Genomic DNA, 13,145 nt, shown 5'->3' with positions numbered 1-13,145 from the left:
TTTCTAACCCTAGGATATCTTAAATCTTAATATTTTAATGTTCGAATTTATTTCTTAAAGAACTTTTTAAGGCATTTAAACACATCCTCCTTATTTTTCAATATATAATACCTAAACTTCTCCTCTTCAATGTTTTTATAAACAGAAAAGAGGGTAGATGATGGACGTTTATACTGATTCACTTCCCCATAGCCAAACATATTACACTTCTTCATCAACTCTTCCACAAGCTTTACGCATCTAGCATTATCCGAAGTTAAATTATCACCGTCTGAAAAATGGAATGGATAAATATTATAACGGTCTGGTGAATATTTATTATCGATTAACTCAAGTGCTTTTTTGTATACGGAAGAACAGATCGTTCCGCCACTTTCTCCTTTTGAGAAAAACTCTTCTTCTGTAACGACCTTCGCTTCCGTATGGTGAGCAATAAACTCAATGTCTACGGTTTCATACTTTGTGCGTAAAAATCTTGTCATCCAGAAAAAGAAGCTACGTGCCATATACTTCTCCCATATTCCCATCGATCCACTCGTATCCATCATCGCTAATACAACAGCTTTTGAATCTGGCTTTAACACTTCATTCCAAGTACGGAACTTTAAATCTTCTTGGTGAATTGGATGGAAAGATGCTTTACCACGCATTGCATTTCGTTTATATGCAGATATCATCGTTCGTTTCTTATCGATATTTCCCCATAATCCTGTTTTTCTAATATCATTAAATTCAATGTGTTCAATCCGGTTTTCATCCAGTTCTTTTCTCTTTAAATTAGGCAACTCTAACTCTTTGAAAAACGCTTGCTCCAATTCTAAAATTGAGACTTCCGCTTCATAATAATCTTCTCCAGCTGCATCTCCTGCCCCTTGCCCTTTTCCTGGTCCTTTCTGCTTTTGACCACCTGATCCATCTCTCGCAACGACATCACCAACTTTGCTGTCACCGTTCCCTTGCCCAACATGTTTATTTTTATCATAATTGTATCTAATCTTATATTCATCTAAAGAACGAATCGGTATTTTCACAACATCCCTACCATTAGACATAACAATATTTTCTTCTGTTACAAGATCTGGTAAATTATTTTTAATTGCCTCTTGTACTTTTTCTTGATGGCGTTGTTGGTCGTCATATCCTTTGCGATGGAGGGACCAGTTTTCCTGTGAAATTGTATAGTTTGGTTGATTTTCTTCACCCATGCCTTTCCCTCCTTACTGTATTTGTTTTCTCTTATGAACAGCAATCTATAATTTTGTTTTCTAGTGTGCGTAACTAGAATATTTGAAAAATAACTGTTCATCGAAAATCATCCCATAAACATATATAGCGTTTTTCATACAATACTCCGAGCATCTTAAACAAAATTTTGCCACTCACATAATATAAAGAAACATTCAGCCGTTGATAAGAAAGAAACACAATGCATTGTTGCACACATTTTCGTTTTGCAACATATTGTATTGTGTTGGCTTTTTTGTATGAATGGTTGGTTACTCTATCATATGCATATTGTAAAAATAATTGACAAGAAATTCATAAAATCGCATCTTAATTTATTATATTCGGACAAGTTATGACATTTTTCACAAATATCAATAGATAACAAAACGCCGTCCCAAGAATAAGAGACAGCGTTTTGTTATCAAACTATCGATTTAACAAACTACCTACATATCGTAACAATTCATTCGCAGATGAAGAATTATAGCCATGCTCATCAATTAAGCGTGCAACAACATCATTGATTTTCTTAAGCTGATTTTCGTCTGGTGTTTTCGTTGATGTTGTAATTTTCACTATATCTTTTAAATCAGCAAATAGTTTTTTCTGAATCGCTTCACGAAGACGTTCGTGTGAATTATAATCAAAGCGTTTCCCTTTACGTGCATAGGCAGAAATGCGAATTAAAATTTCTTCACGGAATGCCTTTTTAGCATTTTCTGAAATTCCAATTTGCTCTTCAATCGAACGCATAAGTTTTTCATCTGGGCTCATTTCTTCGCCCGTTAACGGATCACGTAATTTTGATTTATTGCAGTACGCTTCGACGTTATCTAAGTAATTATCCATAAGTGTCTTAGCTGATTCTTCGTATGAATAAACAAACGCTTTTTGTACTTCTTTCTTAGCAATTTCATCGTATTCTTTTCTCGCTAATGAGATGAAATTCATATAGCGCTCTCGGTCTTCACTACTAATTGACGGGTGCTGATCCAATCCGTCTTTTAACGATCTCAGTACATCTAGTGCATTAATAGATGGTACCTCTTTTCGAATAATTGTAGAAGAAATTCGGTTAATGACATAACGAGGGTCAATCCCCTTCATACCTTCATCTTGATATTCGCGTTGCAGCTCCTCTACATCAATCGTATTATATCCTTCTACCGTTTCTCCATCATATAAACGCATCTTTTTAATTAAATCAATATCTGGACGCTTCGGGTCTTTTAAACGAGTTAAAATAGTGAACATTGCTGCAACGCGAAGTGTATGCGGTGCAATATGAACATTGGACACATCACTTTCACGAATCATTTTTTCATAAATATGTTCTTCTTCACTAACCCGTAAATTATATGGAACCGGCATTACAATAATTCGTGAATGCAATGCTTCATTTTTCTTATTTGCTATGAAGGAACGATACTCTGTTTCATTTGTATGCGCTACAATTAATTCATCCGCTGAAATAAGCGCAAATCTTCCTGCTTTAAAATTCCCTTCTTGTGTAAGCGATAGTAAATGCCATAAAAATTTCTCATCACATTTTAACATCTCTTGGAATTCCATCATGCCGCGGTTCGCCTTATTTAATTCTCCATCAAATCGATATGCACGAGGATCTGATTCCGAACCGTATTCTGCAATTGTAGAAAAGTCTAGACTACCTGTTAAATCGGCAATATCTTGTGATTTTGGATCAGAAGGACTAAATGTACCAATTCCTGTACGGCGATCTTCAGAGAAGAAAATACGCTCTACAACTACATCCTCAATTCTTGACCCGTATTCTTGCTCTAGACGCATAACATTTAATGGTGATAAATTCCCTTCAATTCTTACTCCATACTCATCAAAGAAATCATTCCGTAAATGCTGCGGAATTAAATGAAGTGGATCTTCATGCATTGGGCAGCCTTTTATTGCAAAAATTGCTCCACGATCTGTTCGTGAATATGTTTCTAATCCTCGTTTCAACATCGTAACTAATGTTGATTTCCCACCACTAACAGGCCCCATTAATAACAAAATACGTTTCCTAACATCTAATCGTTTTGCAGATGGATGAAAATATTCTTCCACAAGGCGTTCTAAAGCATCCTCTAATCCAAATAGCTGATTACTAAAGAAGTTATATTTTCTTCTACCATCAACTTCTTCAATTCCAGCATCTTTTATCATATTGTAAATGCGAGAGTGTGCTGTTTGAGCCACCCATGGTCTTTCTTTCACAAGCTCCAAATACTCCGCAAACGTACCTTCCCATTGTAAACGTTCTTCTGCTTCCCGATATTGTTCAATTTTCTTTAGAATATCCATTATAGCTCCTCCCCCATCTCCTTGTTCAATCGGATTATTATAAAAGGTATGCTAGGATGTCCTTAAACATTCTTTAAATCAAAACGAAATATATAATAGCGCTATAAAATTCTCTCCAAAATTCAAAGAAAATTCTGTATAATAAAGGTATTAAAGTTTTCACGCTGCTATTCATTGTAAATAAATTCTTTTCTTCTAGGAACCTTACATACATTTCGATTCACAAATAGGATTCGTAAACCGAAAAAGTAAGGAGGAAATTAGTATGAAGTTATTATTAATTTTAGGTGTATCACTCACATTTCTTACAGCTATTTTCACATCTGGTTATAACGATAAACCAGGTACACAAAAAAAGTGATGTGCTTTTCAGCACATCACTTTTTTTCTTGTTTTTTATACACTATTTAAAATAAATATTTTCCACATCGTATATCGATAAAGGGCGATTATAAAAATAACCTTGTACGATTTTTACATTCTTTTCCTTTAAAAACTGTATTTGTTCCGCCTTTTCTACTCCTTCTGCAATTACATTTAACCCTAGAGTATGTGCTAAATGAATAATTGCAGCCGTAATATTCGTATCTCTTTCATCTTTATATATACCTTCCATAAAAGAACGATCAATTTTTAACGTATCAATCGGATATGTTTTTAAATAACTTAAAGATGAATATCCCGTTCCAAAGTCATCTAAATGAATCTTTAAATTTTGTTCTTTTAACTGCAATAACACTCTTTTCGATAAATCTTTATGTATAAGAGCCCCTTCTGTAACTTCTATTGCTAATAAATGAGGAGGGACATCGTACTTATTTAAAGCGCGTGTAATCATCTCTATTAATGTAATAGAACGAAAATGTCTAGCTGAAATATTGACTGCAATTGGTACAACTTCATATCCTTTATTTAACCATTCACGTATTTGCTCACAAACTTGATGTACTACCCATTCATCAAGTTTAATAATAAATCCTGTTCTTTCAGCAAGTGGGATAAATTGATTTGGCGAGACAGAACCTAGCTCCTTATTCTCCCATCTTATTAGGGCTTCCATACTGGCTATCTTTCCCGTTTCAATATTAATTTGAGGTTGATAATATAGGAAAAATTCATTTTTCTCTATAGCACGATGTAACTGATTCTCCATTATAAACCTTTGTTCACGTTCACAATCTAATCCACTACAATAAAAATGATAATATCCTTTTCCTTTTTCCTTTGCTTTTTCCAAAGCTGCGTCGACTCTTTGGAAAAGCATTTTTTCATCCATTCCATCTTCTGGGGCCATTATAATCCCAATTGATGCACTCAAATAAACATCCTCTTCTTCTATTACAAAATGCTCACTAATTTTTTTTAATATTGTTTGTGCAACTTCCTCTACGCATTCTTTCGTTATATTTTCTATTAACATAACAAATTGATCATCATGTTCTCTAAATAAATGCATATCTTCTATTTTTAGTTCCCGTAGGCATTCAGTAACTTTTTTTAATACTTGATCCCCTTCTTTATGACCAAATGTATCATTAATAAGGTGAAATTCATCCAAATCTATAAAAACCAATGCAAATTCTTTATTATCATCTAAAAATTCATTTAGTTTATTTGTACATGATATTCTATTCATTAACCACGTTAACTGATCGAAGTAAGCCAAATACTCTGTTTTCATCTCATTTAATACTTGCCTCGTAACATCCCTCGTAACAATGTACACCCCGACGATTTCACTATTCACAATAATGGGGATAGTCCTCGCAGAAATATAAAGTTCATATCCTTCTTTATGAACATATTTCTTTGCAACAATTTGTTTTGCTTTTCCCTGTAAAGCATTCTTAAATATAATTTGAAAAGTTTTTTCATACTCTTTATTTATAAACTGAAAAATAAGTTTGTCCTTTAACTCTTCATATCGATACCCAAAAATTTCATAAGTTGCTGGATTTGCATATGTAATTCTTCCAATAGAATCTACAGATACAATGGAATCATTATTATATTCTAGTAATGACTTAAATAACATTTGTTTTTCTTCTATTTCCACTTTTTTCTTAACCTGTGCTGTAATATCTCTAGTAATACAAATAATAAACTGACATGTTCCATTTACATCGCATACTGGATTAAGTGAAGATTCATAATGTATATCACCAGTTGGCAAACTAATTACATCACAAAATGTAATTGCTCTCGCTTCTCTCATTACTTTTGCATATTTTCCTTGTAATAACCTTGCCGTATCTTCTGGTAATACTTCTGCAAAAGTTTTTCCATAACATTCTTTCCCTAGCCTGGCGTGATCCATTCCTATTTTATTCACATAAATATATTTAAAAGTTTCATCATCAATAACTTTCACAATAAACGCTAAATCTTGAATAGCATGTAGCAGTCCCTGTCTTACTAAATCCATATCTATCATACTTAAAAAGGTATTTTGATTATTATATTGTTCCTTCATATTTATCTCAACCCGTCTTATCTATTTTTATTCATATATCTCATTCTATATGAATATGTACCTTTTTTAAAATGTATGATTACATATTTTAAAAAAAAATAAAAAAGTCGCCAAATGGCGACTTTTAATAAACGATTTCTAAATCTAATCCTGGATAATTTTGTTGACGGAACGCTTCATAAATTAAAATTGCTGCTGTATTAGATAAATTTAATGAACGTACTTTATCCGTCATTGGAATACGTAAACAATGATCGAAGTTTTCTTCAATTACATTAGCTGGTAATCCATTTGTTTCTCTTCCAAATACGAAATAGTAATCCTTCTCACGTTTGCTATAATTAAATGCTGTATGAGCTTTCTCGCCATACTTTGTTAAATAGAAGAATTCACCATCTTTATTTTTCTCATAAAATTCTTCGATTGAATCATAATACGTAACTTTTACGTGCTGCCAATAATCTAGTCCTGCACGCTTTAACATTTTGTCATCCGTTGAAAATCCAAGCGGTCTAATCAAATGTAACTCTGTTCCAGTTGCTGCACAAGTACGTGCAATATTTCCTGTATTTGCTGGAATTTCTGGTTGATATAAAACAACATGTACTCCCACGCGATATTCACCTCTATTTTTTATCTACTACGTATTATACCACTTGAACGAAAAATCTCTACCCATTAATAATATGAAAGAATTTATATTTCATTTGTGGTGTATATTTACTAGAGTCTTCATAGTTCCAATAACGCCTGCGGCTATTCGCTGAATGTGCATTTACAAGCGGCATACCATCTGCGTCTTTTGCTACTACAATTGTCGTATGATTCCACCTACCATCATCCTCAAAATCATACGCAATTACATCGCCAAGAATAAGGTCTTCTGGCTTTTCTACTGCTTCTGCTCGAAGACCAGCTGTAGCACCTGACAAATACCAATAAAAAGAGTGTGCTACAGCCCAGCTCCAACTCCACTGGTTTCCCCTTTGCCACCACCCTTTACGAATATTAGGATGTCCATTCATTGGTACTTCTCCAGTGTGCAGACATTGTGAAATAAAATTTGTACAATTATCAGGAAAATTACGGTATGCAGAATTACGATCATCCCACCAACGCTCTGCATATTTCACTGCCTCTAAACGATTATATTGATATGAACCGTATTTTTCTTTCGTGACTTCCCGTTCTAACGTTTCACCTACTCCTATTTCTTCTGACACTTCAAGAGCATAATCATCTATTATACAACTATTTTTTAAACAAACTCGTCGTTTTAATTGTTCCTCTTCGATATAAAATAATTCTTTATGCTTAATTAAATATTTCAAGTGTATTTGATAATCAATTTCTTGATGCTCATTACTATTTAATTGTCTAATGAAAGAAATATCTGCAGTTGCTTTCACTATATCTGCACTACGCTTTTGAAACAATTGTTTCTTTCTCTGTACCATTTGTAACAAATCCACTGCAATACCATCTACATCTGTTCGTTTCTCTGTTATATATGCTAAAAACTGTTGCACTTGCTTTTCAATACTCACTTTTACAACCATTCAGTCTCCCTCCCATATTACAATATGAAAAAGGGAGATATTATCTACTCTTTTTTCTGTGCTAACAATTCAAGTCCACGATTCATTTCATGAAGAACCTCTTCATCTTTCTCACGTTCCATCGCCTTTTCAATCGCTTCTCCTACTCCATCTCCACCAATTTTCCCAAGTGCCCATGCTGCTGTTCCCCGAAGTACTGGTCTTGGATCATCTTTCATAACACCGATTAAATCAGGAATTGCTGCTGTTTCTTTAAAATGTGCAAGTGCTAAAATAGCATTTCGTTGCAATGGCTTTTTACCTCTCCATGAACCAGACATAATCCCATATTTCCCTTTAAAATCACGATTACTAATTGTTAAAAGTGGTGTTAATAATGGTTTAACTAATTCAGGATCAGGCTCCATTTCAGGATGGTTATGAAAATCCATTCCTTTATTTTTCGGACAAACAGTCTGACACGTATCACATCCATATATACGATTTCCTATTTTATCGCGATATTCTTCAGGCAAAAATCCTTTTGTCTGTGTTAAAAATGCAATACATTTCTTCGAGTCCAACTGGCCGCCTTGTACTAAAGCACCTGTAGGACAAATATCAATACATTTCGTACAACTTCCACATTGATCTTCTATTGGCCGATCAGGAGGGAATGGAATATTCGTAATCATTTCGCCTAAGTATACATACGAACCAAATTCCGGCGTAATAATAGCGCAGTTCTTACCGCTCCATCCAATACCGGCACGCTCTGAAACAGCTCGATCACTTAGCTCCCCTGTATCAACCATTGATTTCACTTCTATATCCGGAAGCTTTTCGATTAAATACGCCTCTAACTTTTGCAAACGATCTCGTAAAACAAGGTGATAATCTTGGCCCCAAGAAGCACGGCAAAAAATCCCACGACGTTCTCCTCGTTTACTTAATGGTGCATTTTTTAATTTTGAAGGATATGCTAAAGCAATCGCAATAATTGATTTCGCACCAGGTAACAATAGCTGTGGATTCGTTCTCTTCTCTATATCAGGCTCTTCGAATCCAGACTGATAATTCAATTGTTGTTGCTGGATTAGACGCTGCTTTAATTCCTCAAATGGTGAAGCACTGGCAAAACCTATTTTATCTATACCAATCGTTTTACTATACGCAATTACATCTTGCTTTAATTGTTCAAAGTCCATTTTCAATCGCCTCCTCCGATGAATCCATCCCTTATGTAACGACTATATTGGTTATCAATTCACTTTTGGAATAATATTCTTCACTTCTATTTTCGCATACAATTATGATTTTCAAACATTAAAAAACGCAATGCTTCGTTTATCTTAGAAACGAAACACTGCGTTGATCACAATTTATTAGAAAAACATTAAATAAAATTTGGAGCGGGTGAAGAGAATCGAACTCTCGACCAGAGCTTGGAAGGCTCTTGTTTTACCACTAAACTACACCCGCAAATATGAAATAAATATAAGATATTGAAATAACTTATGTAAAGTAGTATAGCATGTAAAAAAAATCGAAGCAAGAAATTTATCGAAAAAAGTCGAAAAAGTGATGAGATACCTCATCACTTTTTCAATTCTTTATCAATCGCCTTCTTCATACTATCGAAATCAGGGTTTGCAAGATTCCCATTTATATATACTGAAGGAGCACCTTGAACTTTTAATTTTTGAGCACGATCTGAATCTTTACGTACTTTGTCTTTCATTTCTTTACTGTGTAAATCTTTTTTAAACTGTTCTACATTAATTTTTGGAAGCTTTTCTTTCACAATATTAAGAAGTAATTCTTCTGTAATCCATTCTTCCGTATCTTTCTTTTGATTTTGATAAATCTCATCATAGAAAATCCAGAATGAATCTTGATCTTGTTTATAAATTGCTTCACCAGCAGCTGCACCTAAATCAGAGTCTTTTCCGATAAACGGGAAGTTAATAAAATATAACTGCACTTTACCTTTATCAATATACTCTTCTTTTAATCGTGGTAATACTGTTACATCCCAAGTACGACAAGCTGGACATTTAAAGTCTCCAAATTCAACTACCTTAACTGGAGCATCATCTTTCCCTAAAGATTGTTGCGTAGAATAAGCAAACATCTCATTCCCTTTATCTTTCTTGTCATTTATGATGCTATACACAATCGTCCCGATTACAATCAATACCGCGATAGAAAAAACTATACCAAGAACCATGAGTTTGTTTGATGATTTCATATACATTCCTCTTTAATTTCATATTCTGTATACATCATTGTACACAATACACATAATATCAATACTTACATAGGTCACGCAATGAACACGCTCACATAAATTACAAAAATACAACATTTGTGACAATATTGTGTCGTCTTTTGTCACAAATTATCCAAAAAAAGAAGCTCCTATGTAGGAACTTCTTTTAACTTACTGCTTTTTCACGGGCATTTTTTAACATGGATTGCTCTGTTTTTATATCATGACGAATTACTAATTTCTCACTAACTGCTTGAACATATTCATCATGATTTATATACCCTTCTTTCTCCATTAGCCTTAAAACTACATTCCGTCTCTCAACTGCTTTATCATAATTTTGTGCAGGTGAGTAATAAGCCGGTGCTTTTACTACAGCAGCCATCATTGCACTTTCAGCCAACGTTAATTGATCCACCTTTTTACCGAAGTAAAGGTTTGCTGCTTTTTCAATTCCCCATGCTCCTTCTCCGTAGTAAATATTACTCACATATAATTTTAAAATCTCATCCTTTGTGAATGTACGTTCAATCTTTTTCGTATAAAAAATTTCTTTCCACTTACGAGAAAATGTACGTTCATTAGATAAAAAAGCATTTTTAGATAGCTGCTGTGTAATCGTGCTTCCTCCTTGCACAACACCACCAGCTTTTATATTTTCAATAGAAGCTCGAATAATTGCTATATAGTCTAAACCGTTATGATGATAAAACCTTTTATCTTCCGTCGCAATAAATGCGTGTGTTAATGATTCTGGCACCTCTAACTTAGCGGGTACATGTAATTTACTAATATCACTTCGCTCAATCATTACATTTCCAACGAATAATAATGCAAAACTTAACAATAATAATAATATAATGGCTTTATAAAGAAATTTAGTTAATGGATTTAATGCAACTTTTTGATGATAATTCACTCTAGATAATACTCGTTCTTTCATCTCGAACACCTCTTTTCCACACAGCATATAACTCTTAATTTAAGAATACCTTGTTGTAAAAGAATATCCCATCGATTTCTCTTACACCTACCTTACAACATTGTAAGGTAGGTGTAAAAATGTATTGTATCACAGTCCCTTTTTATCTACTATTCATATGAAATGTTGAATATACATTTGTTTATCACACTATTTATAGGAAGTAGGACTCTCCTTAATTTCACTTTATTCTTTTATTATATCAGTTTATACATTTATACTTTTAAACATCTAGCAATCTAATTATATACGATATATCACTATTATACAGAACAAACGTTCCTTAAATCAATACTAGTTTTCGGATTATCTCGCTATTTGTCGGCAGTAAGACTTCTCCCTCAAAACTTTACAACCTTCCTATAAGATTATATGGCTGAACTTCCCATGTTTCGTATGGAATGAAATGCATTGCTTTCATCGCATCAAGTGTCCTTGATTTCATATGAGGACGCGTTATATACTCATCAATGTTCTCTTCGTTTAAAGCAACAAATTTAGCCTCTTGTATTTCTTCAGGTTGAATTTTTATGTCACCACTAACATATGCTACTTTAAAAACAACAGCTACAATATGCATAGAAGCATTATAATAAATCCCTGTAACTCCGATAGGCTTCACAGTTAATCCTGTTTCCTCCATTATTTCTCTGCAAACAGCTTGATCGAGCGCTTCCCCTTCTTCTACCTGTCCTCCAGGCATTTCCCACGTATCAGCTCGCCAGTGCACTTTCGTTAAAAGCACCTCATTCTTTTCATTTGTTAAATAACCTGCTACGGCAACGATATGCTTTGGTGTTTTATGCTCCACAGAAATACCTCCTAGAAATACGATTATTTAAAATACAAACCTATAACCATATTCCCTAGCAGCTACAAAATACCTTTAATACTTTATCACCTTAATTAACTCCATAAAAAAAGACCCTGTCCGTTAAAGGAAAGGGTCTTCTGTCTTATATCCCGCATTAACGGGCAGTAAAACTCCCACCTCAAAACTCCGCTGGAGCAAAGAAGTTAGGTGGGAGATCAACTGCCCGTAAACGCCCGATTGGTTCAACTAATAATCAGTGGGGGATGAACAAAACCCCCACTGATTAAAGTTTCACTTTATTATTCCCCTAAGTCTACGTTGTGGTAAACTTGCTGTACATCTTCTAAATCTTCTAATGCATCAACCATTTTTTCAAATTGTACTTGAGCATCTTCAGGGAGTTCTACATCACTTTGTGCAAGCATTGTTAATTCTGCAACTGTAAATTCTTCAACACCAGCACCTTTAAGTGCAGATTGTACAGAATGGAACTGATCAGGTTCAGCATAAACGATGACAGAATCTTCTTCTTCTAGAATGTCACGTGCATCTACATCCGCTTCCATTAAAATTTCAAGAACTTCATCTGATGTTTTACCTTCAAGACCGATAACCGCTGTCGCATCAAACATGTAAGCTACAGAACCGTTTACACCCATGTTACCACTGTTTTTGCTAAATGCAGCTCGTACATCAGCTGCAGTACGGTTTACGTTATTTGTAAGGGTATCTACAATTACCATAGATCCATTTGGTCCAAATCCTTCATAACGAAGCTCGTCATAGTTTTCTTCTGAACCGCCTTTTGCCTTTTCAATCGCACGGTCAATAATTGTTCTTGGTACGTTGTATGTTTTCGCACGCTCTAATACGACTCTTAGCGTTTGGTTTGATTCTGGATCTGGCTCGCCTTGTTTTGCTGCCACATAAATTTCACGTCCAAATTTCGCGTATATACGGCTTGTATTTGCATCTTTTGATGCTTTTTTTTCTTTAATATTGTTCCATTTACGGCCCATACTTTCCACTCTCTTTCCCATTTTAAATCTACATAAAAATATTAATATGAAATATAATGTGTATTCAACACATTTTTAAAAGAAATATAAAAAGTTCATTTTTGATTCATATTACAGACATAATATAAATCATTATCATTTTGTTCTTTCGACAAGTTATATTATACATGAATTCCTAAGTTTATTACGAATTTTAGAATCACATAGCATAATTTAACAAAAAAAACCCTAACATTTCTGTTAGAGTCTTTTTTAAGTCACCGATACCGATGGTCGGGGTCGAACCGACACTCCCGAAGGAACACGATTTTGAGTCGTGCGCGTCTGCCAATTCCGCCACATCGGCATAAAATAAAGGCGGCAACCGGATTTGAACCGGTGGTAAAGGTTTTGCAGACCTCTGCCTTACCACTTGGCTATGCCGCCATATGAAGTTAAAATGGAGCGGAAGACGGGATTCGAACCCGCGACCCCAACCTTGGCAAGGTTGTATTCTAC

At 34.3% G+C, this 13,145-nt stretch carries 10 protein-coding genes and 3 tRNA genes; all 13 read right to left on the bottom strand.

The window, feature by feature from the left end; genetic code table 11:
• Positions 1-47: 47 nt before the first annotated feature.
• On the bottom strand, positions 48-1,205 hold the full coding sequence (yhbH, locus tag CQZ94_RS26640) for a sporulation protein YhbH (protein ID WP_105587916.1): 1,158 nt from the start codon (positions 1,203-1,205) through the stop codon (positions 48-50).
• 448 nt (positions 1,206-1,653) lie between these two features.
• Positions 1,654-3,549, bottom strand: a complete 1,896-nt coding sequence (locus CQZ94_RS26625) for a PrkA family serine protein kinase (RefSeq protein WP_002029658.1) — start codon at positions 3,547-3,549, stop codon at positions 1,654-1,656.
• A gap of 403 nt (positions 3,550-3,952) precedes the next feature.
• A complete protein-coding gene (locus CQZ94_RS26615) occupies positions 3,953-6,022 on the bottom strand; it encodes a sensor domain-containing protein (RefSeq protein WP_105587913.1) in 2,070 nt (689 codons plus the stop codon).
• A 124-nt stretch (positions 6,023-6,146) separates the two neighbouring features.
• Complete coding sequence (trmL, locus tag CQZ94_RS26610; protein ID WP_002029656.1) at positions 6,147-6,635, bottom strand: tRNA (uridine(34)/cytosine(34)/5-carboxymethylaminomethyluridine(34)-2'-O)-methyltransferase TrmL; 489 nt, start codon at positions 6,633-6,635, stop codon at positions 6,147-6,149.
• A 58-nt stretch (positions 6,636-6,693) separates the two neighbouring features.
• Positions 6,694-7,581 (bottom strand): amidase domain-containing protein, encoded by an 888-nt coding sequence (locus tag CQZ94_RS26605; protein ID WP_105587911.1) that lies wholly within the window; start codon positions 7,579-7,581, stop codon positions 6,694-6,696.
• Between the two features lie 44 nt (positions 7,582-7,625).
• A complete protein-coding gene (queG, locus tag CQZ94_RS26600) occupies positions 7,626-8,768 on the bottom strand; it encodes a tRNA epoxyqueuosine(34) reductase QueG (RefSeq protein ID WP_105587910.1) in 1,143 nt (380 codons plus the stop codon).
• Positions 8,769-8,968: 200 nt separating this feature from the next.
• Positions 8,969-9,042 (bottom strand) — tRNA-Gly (locus CQZ94_RS26595).
• A 115-nt stretch (positions 9,043-9,157) separates the two neighbouring features.
• Positions 9,158-9,811 carry a DsbA family protein gene (locus CQZ94_RS26590; RefSeq protein ID WP_002204548.1) on the bottom strand — a complete coding sequence of 218 codons (654 nt, stop codon included), beginning with the start codon at positions 9,809-9,811 and terminating at the stop codon, positions 9,158-9,160.
• A gap of 187 nt (positions 9,812-9,998) precedes the next feature.
• A complete protein-coding gene (locus CQZ94_RS26585; protein ID WP_002113878.1) occupies positions 9,999-10,775 on the bottom strand; it encodes a transglycosylase domain-containing protein in 777 nt (258 codons plus the stop codon).
• Between the two features lie 388 nt (positions 10,776-11,163).
• Positions 11,164-11,625 carry an NUDIX hydrolase gene (locus CQZ94_RS26580; protein WP_105587908.1) on the bottom strand — a complete coding sequence of 154 codons (462 nt, stop codon included), beginning with the start codon at positions 11,623-11,625 and terminating at the stop codon, positions 11,164-11,166.
• Between the two features lie 302 nt (positions 11,626-11,927).
• Positions 11,928-12,647 (bottom strand): YebC/PmpR family DNA-binding transcriptional regulator, encoded by a 720-nt coding sequence (locus CQZ94_RS26575; RefSeq protein ID WP_002113875.1) that lies wholly within the window; start codon positions 12,645-12,647, stop codon positions 11,928-11,930.
• A 264-nt stretch (positions 12,648-12,911) separates the two neighbouring features.
• Positions 12,912-12,993 (bottom strand) — tRNA-Leu (locus tag CQZ94_RS26570).
• A gap of 9 nt (positions 12,994-13,002) precedes the next feature.
• A tRNA-Cys gene (locus tag CQZ94_RS26565) sits at positions 13,003-13,073 on the bottom strand.
• Positions 13,074-13,145: the final 72 nt, after the last annotated feature.

Source organism: Bacillus sp. MYb209 (assembly GCF_002975175.1).
Taxonomy (GTDB): Bacteria; Bacillota; Bacilli; order Bacillales; family Bacillaceae_G; genus Bacillus_A.
This window is presented reverse-complemented; position numbering and strand designations above follow the sequence as displayed.

What these genes read in the sequence shown, in the direction of transcription:
- CQZ94_RS26605 (WP_105587911.1), bottom strand. Translation starts at nt 7,581, where the DNA reads ATGGTTGTAAAAGTGAGTATTGAAAAGCAAGTGCAACAGTTTTTAGCA.
- CQZ94_RS26625 (WP_002029658.1), bottom strand. Translation starts at nt 3,549, where the DNA reads ATGGATATTCTAAAGAAAATTGAACAATATCGGGAAGCAGAAGAACGT.
- yhbH (WP_105587916.1), bottom strand. Translation starts at nt 1,205, where the DNA reads ATGGGTGAAGAAAATCAACCAAACTATACAATTTCACAGGAAAACTGG.
- CQZ94_RS26575 (WP_002113875.1), bottom strand. Translation starts at nt 12,647, where the DNA reads ATGGGCCGTAAATGGAACAATATTAAAGAAAAAAAAGCATCAAAAGAT.
- CQZ94_RS26615 (WP_105587913.1), bottom strand. Translation starts at nt 6,022, where the DNA reads ATGAAGGAACAATATAATAATCAAAATACCTTTTTAAGTATGATAGAT.
- queG (WP_105587910.1), bottom strand. Translation starts at nt 8,768, where the DNA reads ATGGACTTTGAACAATTAAAGCAAGATGTAATTGCGTATAGTAAAACG.
- CQZ94_RS26585 (WP_002113878.1), bottom strand. Translation starts at nt 10,775, where the DNA reads ATGAAAGAACGAGTATTATCTAGAGTGAATTATCATCAAAAAGTTGCA.
- CQZ94_RS26590 (WP_002204548.1), bottom strand. Translation starts at nt 9,811, where the DNA reads ATGAAATCATCAAACAAACTCATGGTTCTTGGTATAGTTTTTTCTATC.